Here is a 14725-nt window from a genome sequence, read left to right as displayed (position 1 = left end):
AGTCAGCCGCGTTTCCGATGCTCGAATGTGACCGCTATCACTCTTTAGGGTTAATAACCACAATTTATTCATGACTATAGATTTAAAACAACTTTCTGCTGTAAGCGCCGCCGGAAACTGAACGCAGTTAAGTTCAACATTATTAAGGCGCATCTATCATGGATTTCTTTCTGCAATTAGCGGTTATATTGGCATGCCTGCTGTATGGGGCGCGTAAGGGCGGCATCGCGCTGGGGTTGCTGGGCGGTATCGGTTTGATGATTCTGGTGTTCGGCTTTCACCTGCAGCCCGGCAAACCGCCGGTAGACGTGATGCTGGTGATCATTGCGGTGGTTGCAGCTTCGGCCACCCTGCAGGCCTCGGGCGGATTGGACGTCATGCTGCAAATAGCCGAACGGATGCTGCGGCGTAACCCGCGCTATGTTTCGATCATTGCACCGTTCGTCACCTGCATTCTCACTATCCTGTGCGGCACCGGGCATGTGGTGTACACCATCTTGCCTATCATCTATGACGTGGCGATCAAAAATAATATCCGCCCGGAACGGCCGATGGCCGCCAGTTCGATCGGCGCGCAGATGGGCATTATCGCCAGCCCGGTCTCGGTGGCGGTGGTCTCACTGGTGGCGATGCTCAGCAGCTACACCTTTAATGGCCGCCATCTGGAATTCCTCGATCTGCTGTCGATCACCATTCCCTCAACCCTGTGCGGCATTCTGGCGATCGGCATCTTCAGCTGGTTCCGCGGCAAAGACCTGGACAAAGATCCCGAGTTCCAAAAATTTATCTCAGTGCCGGAGAACCATCGCTACGTCTATGGCGACGCCGCCACCCTGCTGGATCGGGTGCTGCCGCGCAGCAACTGGATCGCCATGTGGATCTTCCTCGCCACCATCGCATTGGTGGCGGTGCTGGGAGCCTTTTCCGACCTGCGGCCCAACTTCGGCGGCAAACCGCTCTCCATGGTCCTGGTGATCCAGATGTGTATGCTGATGGCCGGGGCGCTGATCGTTATCATCACCCGCACCAATCCGGCGTCGATCTCTAAAAATGAAGTGTTCCGTTCCGGCATGATCGCCATCGTGGCGGTGTATGGCGTCGCCTGGATGGCAGAAACCATGTTTGGCGCCCATCTGGCGCAGATAGAGGCCACGCTGGGCGTGCTGGTGAAAGAGTACCCCTGGGCCTATGCGCTGATCCTGCTGCTGGTGTCGAAGTTCGTCAATTCACAGGCCGCCGCACTGGCGGCGCTGGTGCCGGTCGCGCTGGCGATCGGCGTCAACCCGGCCTATATCGTCGCTTCGGCGCCGGCCTGCTACGGCTATTACATTCTGCCGACCTACCCCAGCGATCTGGCGGCGATCCAATTTGACCGCTCCGGCACTACCCGTATCGGCCGCTTCGTGATCAACCACAGCTTTATTCTGCCCGGCCTGATCGGCGTCAGCGTCTCCTGCGTCTTCGGCTGGATCCTCGCCGCAGCGTTCGGTTTCTTATGAGTTGTACTTCGGAGCCCTGCGGGGCTCCGTGCAGGCAGGGTGGCAGCACGACAAGAAAGGATGCAGGTATAATGCGAATTTCAGGCACAAAAAAACCGCCTCTCGGCGGTCTACGACATTACTACTTATTGCTTTGATTATTCGGTATTTTTATTCCCTGGTACCCGGGGCGGGACTTGAACCCGCACAGCCATAAGCCGAGGGATTTTAAATCCCTTGTGTCTACCGATTTCACCACCCGGGCTCGGGAAAGTTGGAGGCGCGTTCCGGAGTCGAACCGGACTGGACGGATTTGCAATCCGCTACATAACCGCTTTGTTAACGCGCCTTTATTCTGTTTGCCTTTTCAGGCTAAAGCCGGTGAATCACCCGCTTCGTTTTATTCTTTTGGTCTGCGATGCTGAAACCGCTTAACCTAATCATCTGATTCTCAAGCGATTTGTTTCGTTACCGCCGAATCGATGGACTGCATTATGGACTAAACCCCCTACCTTGGCAACCCCTCGAAATAGCAAAAAGTTCTCTAACGCTTTCAACTGCTTATTTTGTGGGCGCACTGTTCACAATGCCGACGCAAAGGCAAGCGGAATGTTGATTTTATATGCATCGGCTCAGAAGTTCACGGGCAAATCGGCGATTTTTTCTCGTTCAGACTGTTGGGGCGCTTGTTTATTGCCATGGCGTACCGGGCAAAATATCCTGGTTAGAGGCTGCTCGCAATCTCCTGCGCCACCATAAAAAACCGGTGATTATCCCCGGCAAGACCGCAATCGCGCCAAAAATGCGCTGTTCGACATTCAGCAAACCGGGCGCAACGGCGGACAGCAGCGCGCATAACAGCAGAAACCATCGCAACCGGCTGATGCCAGGATGGGCGATACCGACGATAGCCCCCACCAAGCATGCCGGCAAAAAACCAATCGCGTAAGAAAAAGCCCCGATAAACCCCACCATGCCCAGCATATCTCCGGCGTCGAAACGGCCCATTTCCGCCAGTTCGCCGCTGCCGAACGTCATCAGCAGCAACATGATAACGCCCCCTAACGGCGGTGCAATCAGACCGAAAAATAACATGCATGCCGCCGCCGTCCTCACCAGATGCCTTATAGCACCGGATTCCATACCGCCTCCTATGCGCTATGCGCGGCCCCAAGATACCGACAGTAATGGTGAAATGGGTAGACTGCCGTGTAAAAGGTGGCTCCGCGCCATTCAATTGGATTTCTTCGATGCTTTTTTCTTGGGTACCGGCAACTGGGCGTAAGTCACAGAGACTAATTGGGAAAGCCAGGCGCTATCCTCCCAGCGCTCTTCAGGGATCAGAAAGCAAGGCTTTGCGCCAGGATAAGGCGCCGCCTCTAAACCGTCGTTCAGGAGCGTTTTGCCGCCCGCCGTCGGTTTGATAAACAATCGATCATCGCACACCAACGCGACCAGTTTCTCGCCGCAATAAATGCCATACTCACCGAACATCTTCTTTGCCGAAACCGTATCCGACACAGAAATATTGCCGATGATAAATTCTACCGTACTCGGTTTTGAGGCCATCGGCCCCCCTTCTTCCTATAGTGGTCCATCGCCAGCAGCGGCCAGCCCCCCGCAGACGCTCTTTCTCATACCGACATAACGCTTCACTTTGCCGATAACCCTGCGATCAATCGCGGCCAAAGCACAGCGTGACTGCGCCTGAACATGTTGATATGCCCTATCGCCCGGCCATCAGTCTCCGCCGGGTGCAGCAAGTGAACCTTATGTCGCGCATTGGGCAATAGCCGCAGCCAGTCTGCAATACTGCACGGCGTTACCAACACGTCATCGGCTGCGGTAACCACGGCGATCGGTGCCTGAAACGCTTCATAATAATGACGTTGGATTTCCGTACCAAATGAGTTTTCCACGTAGCCTGGCCGCCGACACCAAGCGGCCCATTGCCGTGCGACGCCGGCGGGCAGATCCTCCCCCCACCCCAACCACTTTGCCGGCGCGTAGCCGAGCAACCGTACCGAAAGCGGAATATAGCCCCACATCAAGCCTATCGCCGTCGCCCTGAAAGGCCAACGGATATTGCCGATATAGCCGGAGGAGGCGGAGACCGCCGTCAGGCTGCGTACCGCTTGGTGGTTAGGCATCAACCCCACCAGCTGAGCGCCGGCGCTATGACCGATCACATGCGCCTGTTGCGCTGCGGTTTTCGCCAGCAGCCAGTTCAGCGCTGCCGGCATATCCCGCTCACCCCAATCCTGCTTGCGGGCTTTAGAGTGTCGGACATGCGATTCCACCAGAGAAGCGCCGATGCCCCGGTAGTCGAACACCATAACCGGGTGCCCCTGCTCGCTCAGCCACTGCGCGAAGGCATAATAAAACCCTTACTTAACGCCGGTGGCGGGGCAAATCAGCACCGGCGTTTTATTACCGCATGGGGCAGGAAAGTAGCTGCCGCTCAGCGCATAGCCGTCCGCTGCGATAAAATGGATCGTTTCATACGCCGCGTGAGTTTCTTCCTGCATGGCGCTGCTCCCGGCATAGCCAAAATTCTGCCGCTCATTCTTTCACCGTTTAACGGGCGCAGCCAGCAGTATGAAGATAGCGGGAGAGATAACGTGAGGAGGGTCAATAATCGATATGGGAAATTGAAGAAAGGTTTAGCGAACGGCGCTAAAAAAGAAAACGAAAAAGGGGCCGAAGCCCCTTTTCGCTTGCCTGTCGAATCACTGGGATTCAACAGGCCAATATTTGGAGCGGGAAACGAGGCTCGAACTCGCGACCTCAACCTTGGCAAGGTTGCGCTCTACCAACTGAGCTATTCCCGCATTACCAGAACTGACTGATTTCTTTGCTATCTTTCGGCAATTCATCGTTGTCGTCTGATGCGATGCATTCTACTTACCTGACGTGATGAGTCAATAAAATTGTTGGCCCATCACGATCGTTTGCCGCTTTTTGCAGCGTATCGATCACGGTTCCAGCAGATCGTTGCGCGCTGCATTCAAATATTGGAACATCGACCAGAAAGTCAGCACCGCCGCGATATACAGCAAACCGAACGCCACATACTCGACGGAACGATCCGGGCGCCACAGCAAGCCCACCAGCGACATCATCTGCGCCATGGTTTTCACTTTGCCGATCCAGGACACCGCCACGCTGCTGCGTTTGCCGATCTCCGCCATCCACTCGCGCAGCGACGAAATGATGATTTCACGGGCGATCATGGTCGCCGCCGGCAGCGTGATCCACCAGCTGTGGTAGTGCTCCGCCACCAGCACCAGCGCCACCGCCACCATGACTTTGTCCGCGACCGGATCCAGGAACGCCCCGAAGCGCGTCGTTTGTTTCCAGCGGCGTGCCAGAAAGCCGTCAAACCAGTCGGTGACAGCGGCAAACACAAAGATAACGGCGCATACCATCGGAGCCCAGCTGAACGGCAGATAAAACGCCAGCACAAAGAATGGGATCAGAACTACGCGAAACAGGGTAAGCCAAGTCGGTATATTCAATTGCATAATGCTACGGTAACTATCTGGCTAGAGTGGAAATTAAGAGTATGTTGCTACATTGCCCTCAGTGTTTCAATGCATTGTAGATCTTTTCTGCCAATGCTTGTGAAATACCCGGCACTTTTGCAATTTCCTCCACGCTGGCGTTCAACAAAGGTTGCAGTCCGCCCATATACTTCAACAGCACCTGGCGCCGTTTCGGCCCTACGCCCTCAATCAGCTCCAGTGCGCTGGTATTTCTGACTTTCGCTCTTCTCTGCCGGTGACCGGTAATCGCATGATTGTGTGAATCATCGCGGATGTGTTGGATCACATGCAGCGCCGGCGAATCCGGCGGCAGCGAAATCCCCTCGCCTTCCGGCACGAAGAACAACGTCTCTAATCCGGCCTTGCGATCCGCGCCTTTGGCGATGCCGATCAGCAGCGGTTTGTTCTTGTCCCAGGTCACATTCAGCGATTTGAACACCTCGATCGCCATGCCAAGCTGCCCTTTGCCGCCGTCGATGAAAATGACATCCGGGATCTTCTTCTCTTCCAGCACTTTGCCGTAGCGGCGCTTCAGCACCTGCGTCATCGCCGCATAATCATCGCCGGGTGTAATGCCGCTAATATTGTAGCGCCGATATTCCGCGCGCACCGGACCATTACCGTCAAACACCACGCACGAGGCCACAGTTTGCTCCCCCATGGTATGGCTGATGTCGAAGCACTCCATACGGTTGATTTCCGTCAGGTTCAGCACTTTGGCCAATTCAGCCAGCCGCTGATGGATCGTCGACTGCTGTGACAGCTTGGTGGTCAACGCCGTTGCCGCATTGGTGCGCGCCAGCTTCAGATAACGAGCGCGGTCACCGCGCGGTTTGCTTTGGATCTGGATTTTTCGCCCCGCCAACTCGGAGAGCGATTCTGCGAGCAGATCTTTTTCCGGCAAGCTGAAATCCAGCAGGATCTCGCCGGGCAGCGTGCGCGCCTGGCTGCCCTGCAGATAAAATTGGCCGACGAAGGTTTGCACGACTTCGCCCATATCCGTGCCGCCCGGTACCTTAGGGAAATAGCTGCGGCTGCCCAGCACCTTGCCCTGACGGATGAACAACACATGCAGGCAGGCCATACCGGCGTCGAACGCCACGCCGATCACGTCCAGATCGTCGCTATCGCCCGACACGAACTGCCGTTCGGTGACGCGGCGCACGGCCTGAATTTGATCGCGAATGCGCGCCGCCTCTTCGAAATTCAGCAGCTTGCTGGCTTCTTCCATGCGCGCAATCAGCTGGTGCAACACCTGCTGATCCTTACCTGAAAGGAACAGCCGCACATAATCCACCTGTTGCCGATACTCTTCTTCGCTCACGAGGCCGGCGACGCAAGGCCCCAGGCAGCGGCCAATCTGATACTGCAGGCACGGCCGCGACCGGTTGCGATACACGCTGTTTTCGCACTGACGGATCGGGAACAGCTTCTGCAGCAACGCCAGCGTTTCGCGCACGGCGTAAGAATTGGGAAAAGGACCGAAATATTCGCCCTTGGCGTGTTTGGCGCCGCGATGCACCGCCAAACGGGGATGGGTATCCGCACTGAGAAAAATCAGCGGATAAGATTTATCGTCTCGCAAAAGAACATTATATCGCGGTTGGTACAATTTAATGTAGTTATGTTCCAACAGCAGCGCTTCGGTTTCGGTATGGGTAACCGTTACGTCTATTTGCGCGATATTTTTAACCAGCGTCTCGGTTTTACGGCTGCTGACCTGCTGCCGAAAATAGCTGGCGAGACGTTTTTTCAGGTCTTTGGCTTTACCGACGTAGATCACCGTGCCCGTGGCGTCGTACATACGGTAGACGCCGGGCTGGCTGGTGACGGTACTCAGGAAGGCTTTGGCATCGAAACGATCATTCACTGCTTAACAACGTCTCCGCATTGAACAATCCATGTCGGATGGCCAGGTGGGTCAGTTCGACGTCGCCGCTGATATTCAGCTTACTGAACATGCGGTAACGGTAGCTGTTCACCGTTTTCGGGCTGAGACTCAATTGCTCCGAGATCTCATTCACTTTTTTGCCTTTGGTGATCATCAACATGATCTGCAGCTCGCGCTCAGACAGGCAGCTGAACGGCGTTTCAGCCTGCGGCTCCAGCTGGCTAAGAGCCATTTGCTGGGCGATATCAGACGCGATATAGCGCTGCCCCGCATGCACGGAACGCAAGGCGTTAACCACTTCCTGCGGCGCGGCGCCCTTGCTCAGATAGCCGGCGGCACCTGCCTGCATCACCTTCGCGGGCAAGGGATTTTCAGTATGGATAGTCAACATGATGACTTTGACGTCGGGTGCATAGCGCACAATCTTGCGCGTGGCTTCCAGCCCGCCAATGCCCGGCATATTCATGTCCATCAGCACGATATCGACAGCGTTGCCACGGCACCATTTAACGGCGTCTTCACCGCACTGGGCCTCACCGACAACTTTTATACCTTTGATATCTTCAAGAATGCGTCGTATCCCTGCGCGCACCAGTTCGTGGTCATCAACAAGAAGAACGCTAATCAAGGAAAAATCTCCAAAAAAAGGGAGTAACGCAATCAGCCTCTGTTTTCGCCAGAGATATTACTTGTTTTTCAGACAAGAATGAACACAGATTAATACATACTGCCGAATAACTTTGCGGAGCAGAGCTGATTTTTCAATTTTAGCCGTCTATGCCGCCGATAAATCGTCACGCGGGGAAACATTGGCCGGATAAAATAATTTCGCTGCGCCGCATACAGGATAGCCTGACAATCATGCCGCAAGGGGAAATCTGTGTAAGCAATCACGACATGAATAATATTAACACGGTTGCCGGTTCTTTGTAATCATTTGATATTTAACGGCGAAGGAAGAACCACTACTGATGGGAACCTGCCCCCCTGAGTGCAAAACTATTATTCCCGCTGAATGCCGGCGAAATCAGCGCCATCAGCCCAAGATAATTATAATAACCCCAAGGATTCAACAATGACGCGCCGGACAAATACTTGTTAACCGTCTCGAAATAACTTGTCGATAATTGAATGGTTCGGTCATGCAGTGAGCGAGTTTTGCCCCGGGATGCGACCCAAACAAGCCCGGTGCAGATGGCGGGCACATGCTATGCTATACTCCGCGCCCAGTTAAATTCGCCGCCGTGCCTGGAGCAACCTTTCTTAGCCCGCGCGCGGTGCGCCAAAGCAGTTTGTATCAGGCTACGGCCTCAAAAAAATCAGGAGAAAAAATGAGCAACGTTGATTTCACTACGTCTGCAAACCCGGAAATCTTGGCAACCGAGGTTGCCTGCCTCAAAGCCACGCTGACGCTGATCCTGAAATCGATCGGCCAGGCCGACGCCGGGAAAGTCATCATCAACATGGAACGTTTCATTGCCCAGATTGAAGATCCGACCCAGGCAGAAATCTTCAAGAACAGCATTCAGCAAATCAAGCACGCTTACCGTCAGTAAGCGTTGCGCCTCAGACCCGCGTTACATGCGGGTCTGCTTTTCCCCAAGCTCAGCCTCACCCCGTTGATCTTGCTCAGGCTTTCGGGCAGTGTGTTGGCATTCCCCCGACACCCGAGACCATTATGGGCATTCTTGTCAAAGCGCTGATCGGCGCGCTGGTCGTGGTTCTGATTGGCCTGCTGGCCAAAACGCGCAACTATTATATCGCCGGTTTAGTCCCGCTCTTCCCCACTTTCGCCCTGATTGCCCACTACATTGTCGGCAATGAACGTTCAATTGCGGCTCTGAAAACCACGCTGATTTTCGGCATGTGGGCGGTGCTGCCATATCTGGTGTATTTGATTTCGCTGTATTTTCTGATTAACAGCCTGCGGTTGTCCGTCGCGTTAGGGGCAGCAGTGCTGTGCTGGATTGCAGCGGCGTGGCTATTAATCACGCTCTGGGGATGGTGGCAAGGGCGTTAACGCCCTTGCCTCGGCGATTACGGGCGCCCCGCCTGCAAAACGAAACCGCGCTGCCGGTCGCCGGCGATACGCAGGTAGCGGCTCTCACCGGCGCGCAGCGTCATTGGCACGTTGCCGCCGGTATCACGCCAAATACACAGGTGATTCTCGATCATATCTTGCCCGATGCTGATCGACGTATTGCCCGTCGGCACGCGAAACTCCGCTTTTTCTTTCGCGCCCAGCGAAGCGGCGAACTCGCCATTCACATAGACGCCAGTGCGGCAACTGCCCGCCAGCATGCCGCTGTCGCGCACGACGACCACCGTGGCATAAGGTGTATCCGGAATATTTTGATAGAGCAGCAGACGGCTTGGGGGGGGTAATTCGGCCTGCTGCGGCGGCACGGCCTGGGTCGTACATCCCGTCAACAGTACAGAGGCAAAAAACAACGCGGCGTAGTGCTTCATCCTTGCTTGGCTCCTGAAGAAAATAATGCTCATCGTAACAAGAGAATAGCGGCCACCCGTAGTGCTAATGCCGCAGAGATGAAAAAATAGGATAACTTCCCAGTCTCCATCCATGACCAGTGAAGATAAGAAGATTCTGTATTAAAAACATTGAAATAAAGACGGTTTTTACGAAATTATAACTTGACCATACCGCGTTGGATATCTGCCGCCAATGCGCCGCTGACGTAACTAAAACCATCCGGCGTGACGTAAACCCGGGTATGGCCACTCTCCGACAGCACGGCCACCATATATCCCAGACTGATCATTTCATGTGATGGGACATTCATCGGCGTAAGAAACCCGCGCCCGCGACACCACTGATAAAAACGGGTTCGCCCATATCCCAACACGGCGCCGACGTCAGCGAGGTACTTAAATGTATCATAATCCTCTGATGCTGAAGGTAAACCGTCATGGTTTTCAGACGTTTTCTTTATCCCAGGCAAAATAAACTCCTTTTTTTGCATCTGTCACTAACGGTTATCCTTCATCTGGAATGAATTTAAAAAATCCAAATTTAAAATGCAAATGAATTCCCTATAACTAAAAAGACTTTTATGGAGAAAATCTGAAAATAAAACCACAATAAAAAAACCGAAATAAAAAAATAGAGTATTAATACCGTGAATTAAATCTTTGGCATGGGTAAATATCCTAAACAAAAATAATAGTGAAATCGCATAAGAAAATGCTTAGCCTGCATATTATACCGAATCACCCTAACGTTCACACAGTAACCGGATCATGACGGCGTAAGAGAAGGGATAAAATTACCGGGCCTGCCTCCTGCCCACATCATCAGATCACTGATTCCTGCAGACCTCCCGCCCCCATCTGCATCATCTATCGATGCTCGCGTTTCCTCAATCACACCTAAACAATAACTATTATCATTTCCAATTATCGCTCCAGTTGATTACACTTTTTTGTGTCGCAGGTTGGGAATATTCCTAGACCGCGTCCTCAGGATAAAGAAAGAGTTAGGGACACTATGAAGAATTGTCGTTATTTGATTGTTTTGCCGTTATTGATGCTGACTGCCTGCACACAATGGGAAAGGCCTGGCGCAGTTGAGAGTACCCGGGATGCCGAATATGCCGAATGCCGCAGCCGCGGCTACGATCGCTTCCCGCCGGATGTGGTGCGGGACGTGGAGTTCAGCTACGAAAACAAATACATTCCTTGCGAGAAGAATAAGAAAGATTGCCCATCGGGATACCGTTATGACAAGGAGCCGTCAATTAAAACGGTGCAGACCGATCGCAATAAATCCGCTCGAGACGCCACCATCGAAGCCTGCATGTACGGCAAGGGCTGGCGGGAGAAAACCTACTATTGGCCGCAGTGGTGATGCAGCGAGCGTGGTTCAGACTGAAACGCCACTGCGGCAATGTCCCATCAGTTATCGTCGCTGCTGCAGAGCTTCCCCAGAGCAGCCAGCGTTTCCGTTCTCACCGGCGTTAAAGGAACGCGCGGCGCCGGCAAAGGCCATCCCAACAGTTGCCGCGCCGCCGCCGCACAAACCTTGCCCTGACAGGCCCCCATGCCGCAACGGCTGCTCAGCTTGGCCGTGTTCCAATCCGGCTGATGACGTACCTGTTCCAACGTGACGTCTTCGCAGCGGCATAGCAACGTCTGCGGTTTGGCCAGTGAGCTCACGCGTTCATCGAGCCGAAAGGCGCTCGCCGTCGCCGTGGCGAAACGACGCCACCGCCGCCGTTGCGCCGCCAGGGCATCGGCTTTTTCCTGCTGCCCGGTGGCGGCATAACCGGCGATGGCGCCTTCGGTGAGCGCCAATTCACTGCCGCCGATGCCGGTACACTCCCCGGCGGCATAAACTTGCACCAGACTGGTTTGCTGCCAATGATCAACCGCTACGGCGTCGTGTTCTATTCTGCACCCCAGCAGCATCGCCAGCTCAATGTTCGCCACCAAACCGAAGCCGCAGGCCAGCCTGTCGCAGGCCACCGTACTTTCCCGCCCGCCAATCTCGACACGCACCGACGCCAAGCGCTCTTGCCCCAAGGCCGCCAGCACCCGGCTACCGGCGCGATAATGGCTTGGCATCAGAGAGAAGGCCTGACGCAGCTTGCCCGGCCAGCGCCACAGGCCGCCGGCGAACGCCGCCAACCGCCACAGCGGCGCCTGTTCAGCCACCAGCACCACCTCGCCGCCGGCCTGCTTCACACTGCGCGCCACCGCCAGCAGCAGCGGACCGCTGCCGGCGATAACCACCCGCTCGCCGCGCATCGTCAGCCCCTGCTTGATTTGCGCCTGTAAGCCGCCTGCGCCGGTCACCCCTGGCAGCGTCCAGCCGGGAAACGGCAGCAGCAGTTCGCGGGCGCCATGGCATAAAATCAGCTTTTTATAGCGAATCACGCCACAGCCTTCTGCGTCTTCATACGCCAATCGATCGGCGCCGCACCGCGCCACCAGTTTGCAACCGGACTGCAGCACAATATTTTCCCGCGCCGCCAGCGCCTGCCGATAGCGGTTCGCCGCCTTAGGCAGGATCACCTGCGGCCCATCGCGCCAAATTTGCCCGCCGGGGCGCGGATTATCATCGATCACCCGCACCAGCCCCCCACTCTCCGCCGCAGCCAACGCTGCCGCCATGCCGGCCGGCCCGGCGCCGACGATCAGCACTTCGCAGTCAAAGTCACTCATCATCGCTCCTCTCGATACGCATGCCGGACTGGCACAGCGTCTGGCATGCCAAACGACGCAGGCCGTTTATGGTCACCCGACATTCCTGACAAACGCCCATGCCGCAAAATGGCGCGCGCGGCTGGCGTGAAACCGATAACCGACAACGATCGGCGCCACACAGACTGAGCGCCGCCGCAACGCTGATGCCAACCGGCACCCGGCAGGGTTCGCCGTCGATGCTCAACATGAGCGTGTTTTGCCTTTCGTTCATACAGCCAGCTCCTCGGCGGCAAATGCCCGCGCCGCCAAATACGGGGAGTCGTCAATCTCCGGCGTTTGCCGGCCGATCTGCGCGGCGATCAACGCGGCGCTGCCGAGCGCAGTCGTGACGCCTAACCCTTCGTGCCCCAACGCCAGCCACAGCCAGGGATGGTGCGGATGCGCGCCCAGCAGCGGCAGCCCGTCGATCGAGGCGGCGCGCAGCCCGGTCCAACAGCGAATGATGTTCATCTGCGCCAATGCGGGCAAGAAATGCTGCGCACGCATGAGCATCGCCGCCAACAGCGGCATATCCAATGACGAGTCGACGGAATCGAATTGGCGGGAAGAACCGATCAGCCATTGCCCGGTAGGCCGCGCCTGCACATTGAATGCCACCGATGTGCCGTCGCTGGCGTGCGCGCTGGCGCCATACCCCAGCTCCACCAGCTGATGCCGCACCCGCGCTGGGTAGCGATCGGTGATCGCCAGGTGCCCCTTTTTGGCGTGCAGCAACGGTTGCGGCAACAAGACATTGGCCCGCAGGCCGCAGGCCAAAACCACCACCGGCGCAGCCAACTCTCGGCCATCCGCCAACCGCACCGTCTGCTCGTCCAGCGCGACCGCTTCACCCTGCACCACGTCGATCGCCGCGCCAGCATCGGCCAACAGCCAGCGAGCCGCCTGCGGCGCATACAAAATACCGTCTCCCGGCACTCGCAGCCCACCGGCCAGGCCAGGCCGCAACATCGGCTCGATGGCGGCGATCTGCTCCGCCGTCAGCAGCTCTGCGACCACGCCCCGCTCCGCCAGCCGCGCCCGCTTTTGTTCGGCGATGGCCATTTCATCGGCTTTATCCGCCAGCCACAGCGTACCGCAGCCGCGCCAGGCGCATTCTTCCGGCATCCGCCCCGTCACGTCACGCCACAGCCGCAGTGAATAAGCGCTCAGCGCCAGCTCGGCCGGATTATCGTCCATGCACACCAAATGCCCCATGCCGGCAGCGGTGGCGCCAGCGCGGCGATCGTCCACCACCGAGACACGATAGCCTTCCCTCGCCAACCGCCAGGCGCAGGCGGCGCCGATGATGCCGGCACCCACCACGATCGCATCGGCTGCCCGCCCCGTCCCCATCAGCGTATGCCCCAGACGAAGGGATCGCGTTCGTCGAGCAGCAGTTGGCTATCAGCGCACACGTAGGCTTGCCCGCGAATATAGGGCGTGATGCGCTCGCCGTTCCAGCGATAATAGGCCTGGAATTCGCTGCCGATCACGCTGGCCTGCCGCCAGGGAGTATCCGGCGGCAGTTTGCCGTCCGCCGCCAGACACGCCAGTTTGGCGCTGGTACCGGTGCCGCACGGCGATCGATCGTAGGCTTTGCCGGGGCATAACACGAAGCTGCGGCTGTCGGCCCGCGGGTCGTCACCGAACAGTTCGATATGATCTATCACCCCGCCGTCTTCACCACAGATGCCCGCCTGCTCCAGCGCCTGCCGCACCGCCCAGGTGAACGCGGTCAGCGCCTCCAAATTTTGCTTATCGATGGACAAGGGCGACTCACCGATCAGGAAAAACCAGTTGCCCCCCCAGGCGATGTCCCCCGTCACCGAGCCATAACCCGCCACCTCAACCCGCACCTCATGGCGATAACGATAAGCCGCCACGTTCTCCACCGTCACACTGCCGTCATCGTGCAGCGTAGCGTTTACCGGGCCGACCGGGGTCTCGATCAGATGGCGCCCGGCGCGGATGCGCCCCAGGTGCGCCAGCGAAGCGATCAGCCCGATAGTGCCGTGGCCGCACATGCCCAGATAGCCGGCGTTGTTGAAAAAGATCACCCCGGCGGTGGCCTGCGGCGAACAGGGAGAGCACAGCAGCGCCCCCACCAACACGTCATTGCCGCGCGGTTCGAGCATCACCGCACAGCGCCAGTGATCATAATGTTGCGCGAAATTCGCCCGCCGTTCCGCCATGCTGCCTGCACCGAGATCGGGAAAACCTTCGACGATCAGCCGGGTCGGCTCCCCGCCGGTATGAGAATCGATCGCCCGCAAAGCGGTGATATGCGCTGAAAGTGCCATCGGCGTCTCCAGGGTTAATGAGATGTTACCAATAGCAGTAGCCTGAACGAATGCGAGCATGACGGCTTGATGCGTTTCGGCGTGGCGAATGAAGAAATCAGCACAGTGATAAACGTCAGACCTGGCGCGTCGCGGGTATGAGTTTAACGAACGCCATAACAATAACTTATTTATCATAGCCTTACTTTCATGCTAAACCACCGAGTAGCGAGAGACGCCGCAGTTTTCAAGCAACCGCCAAGCGCAGCGCGACAAAAGTATGCGGCAATCCGCATATTTAATAACCGGCCGGAAATAGCGCTTGATTCG

Annotated in this window: 16 protein-coding genes, 3 tRNA genes and 1 pseudogene; 4 read left to right on the top strand and 16 right to left on the bottom strand. The window is 56.5% G+C overall.

All coding sequences use genetic code 11. The features are described 5' to 3' along the window. The first annotated feature begins 158 nt into the window (after positions 1-158). Positions 159-1499 (top strand): anaerobic C4-dicarboxylate transporter, encoded by a 1341-nt coding sequence (locus ATE40_RS05835; protein WP_019455908.1) that lies wholly within the window; start codon positions 159-161, stop codon positions 1497-1499. Positions 1500-1657: 158 nt separating this feature from the next. On the opposite strand, the gene ATE40_RS05830 is transcribed toward ATE40_RS05835, so the two are convergent. From ATE40_RS05830 to uvrY, 10 genes and pseudogenes are all read right to left on the bottom strand, one after another. Continuing rightward, a tRNA-Leu gene (locus ATE40_RS05830) sits at positions 1658-1743 on the bottom strand. Positions 1744-1753: 10 nt separating this feature from the next. Continuing rightward, a tRNA-Cys gene (locus tag ATE40_RS05825) sits at positions 1754-1827 on the bottom strand. Between the two features lie 341 nt (positions 1828-2168). Further along, positions 2169-2621 (bottom strand): hypothetical protein, encoded by a 453-nt coding sequence (locus tag ATE40_RS05820; RefSeq protein ID WP_019456471.1) that lies wholly within the window; start codon positions 2619-2621, stop codon positions 2169-2171. 90 nt (positions 2622-2711) lie between these two features. Next, positions 2712-3047, bottom strand: a complete 336-nt coding sequence (locus ATE40_RS05815) for a TfoX/Sxy family protein (RefSeq protein WP_063919177.1) — start codon at positions 3045-3047, stop codon at positions 2712-2714. An 83-nt stretch (positions 3048-3130) separates the two neighbouring features. Continuing rightward, a pseudogene (locus ATE40_RS05810) lies at positions 3131-3844 on the bottom strand (alpha/beta hydrolase family protein); the annotation flags it as partial. Positions 3845-3865: 21 nt separating this feature from the next. After that, complete coding sequence (locus ATE40_RS24905; protein ID WP_019456469.1) at positions 3866-4006, bottom strand: hypothetical protein; 141 nt, start codon at positions 4004-4006, stop codon at positions 3866-3868. 227 nt (positions 4007-4233) lie between these two features. Next, positions 4234-4309, bottom strand: a tRNA-Gly gene (locus ATE40_RS05805). A 144-nt stretch (positions 4310-4453) separates the two neighbouring features. Next, the gene (gene pgsA / locus ATE40_RS05800) at positions 4454-5002 is read right to left on the bottom strand and encodes a CDP-diacylglycerol--glycerol-3-phosphate 3-phosphatidyltransferase (protein WP_025160331.1); all 549 of its coding nucleotides are present in this window, start codon (positions 5000-5002) and stop codon (positions 4454-4456) included. Between the two features lie 58 nt (positions 5003-5060). Further along, a complete protein-coding gene (gene uvrC, locus ATE40_RS05795) occupies positions 5061-6893 on the bottom strand; it encodes an excinuclease ABC subunit UvrC (RefSeq protein ID WP_063919176.1) in 1833 nt (610 codons plus the stop codon). Beyond that, entirely contained in the window at positions 6886-7542 is a 657-nt protein-coding gene (uvrY, locus tag ATE40_RS05790; protein WP_025160332.1) for a UvrY/SirA/GacA family response regulator transcription factor, read from the bottom strand. Before uvrY ends, uvrC begins: the two co-directional genes overlap by 8 nt. A 703-nt stretch (positions 7543-8245) precedes the next feature. Between uvrY and ATE40_RS05785 the strand changes: the two genes are divergently transcribed. Further along, a complete protein-coding gene (locus tag ATE40_RS05785; RefSeq protein WP_004927950.1) occupies positions 8246-8470 on the top strand; it encodes a DUF2594 family protein in 225 nt (74 codons plus the stop codon). Positions 8471-8592: 122 nt separating this feature from the next. Beyond that, the gene (locus ATE40_RS05780) at positions 8593-8934 is read left to right on the top strand and encodes a GlpM family protein (protein WP_019456464.1); all 342 of its coding nucleotides are present in this window, start codon (positions 8593-8595) and stop codon (positions 8932-8934) included. A gap of 17 nt (positions 8935-8951) precedes the next feature. Here the strand turns inward: ATE40_RS05780 and ATE40_RS05775 are convergent, their stop codons facing one another. Continuing rightward, on the bottom strand, positions 8952-9383 hold the full coding sequence (locus ATE40_RS05775) for a hypothetical protein (protein WP_019456463.1): 432 nt from the start codon (positions 9381-9383) through the stop codon (positions 8952-8954). 176 nt (positions 9384-9559) lie between these two features. After that, on the bottom strand, positions 9560-9895 hold the full coding sequence (locus ATE40_RS05770) for a hypothetical protein (protein ID WP_019456462.1): 336 nt from the start codon (positions 9893-9895) through the stop codon (positions 9560-9562). 524 nt (positions 9896-10419) lie between these two features. Here ATE40_RS05770 and ATE40_RS05765 point away from each other — a divergent pair. Further along, on the top strand, positions 10420-10779 hold the full coding sequence (locus ATE40_RS05765) for a hypothetical protein (RefSeq protein ID WP_019456461.1): 360 nt from the start codon (positions 10420-10422) through the stop codon (positions 10777-10779). A gap of 47 nt (positions 10780-10826) precedes the next feature. On the opposite strand, the gene ATE40_RS05760 is transcribed toward ATE40_RS05765, so the two are convergent. Genes ATE40_RS05760 through ATE40_RS05745 form a run of 4 tightly spaced genes read right to left on the bottom strand, consistent with a single transcriptional unit; the run spans position 10827 to position 14416 of the window. Further along, entirely contained in the window at positions 10827-12095 is a 1269-nt protein-coding gene (locus ATE40_RS05760) for an NAD(P)/FAD-dependent oxidoreductase (protein ID WP_063919175.1), read from the bottom strand. Continuing rightward, positions 12088-12348: a (2Fe-2S)-binding protein gene (locus ATE40_RS05755; RefSeq protein ID WP_019456459.1), complete on the bottom strand. Its 261-nt coding sequence runs from the start codon at positions 12346-12348 to the stop codon at positions 12088-12090. The genes ATE40_RS05760 and ATE40_RS05755 overlap by 8 nt, the downstream gene beginning before the upstream one ends. Further along, positions 12345-13469 carry an NAD(P)/FAD-dependent oxidoreductase gene (locus ATE40_RS05750; protein WP_063919174.1) on the bottom strand — a complete coding sequence of 375 codons (1125 nt, stop codon included), beginning with the start codon at positions 13467-13469 and terminating at the stop codon, positions 12345-12347. The genes ATE40_RS05755 and ATE40_RS05750 overlap by 4 nt, the downstream gene beginning before the upstream one ends. Continuing rightward, a complete protein-coding gene (locus ATE40_RS05745) occupies positions 13469-14416 on the bottom strand; it encodes a 4-hydroxyproline epimerase (RefSeq protein WP_063919173.1) in 948 nt (315 codons plus the stop codon). Before ATE40_RS05745 ends, ATE40_RS05750 begins: the two co-directional genes overlap by 1 nt. Between the last annotated feature and the right edge of the window lie 309 nt (positions 14417-14725).

The organism is Serratia surfactantfaciens (genome assembly GCF_001642805.2).
GTDB classification, from domain to species: Bacteria; Pseudomonadota; Gammaproteobacteria; order Enterobacterales; family Enterobacteriaceae; genus Serratia; species Serratia surfactantfaciens.
The sequence above is the reverse complement of the archived record's forward strand: the minus strand, read 5'-3'. Positions and strand labels throughout refer to the sequence as shown.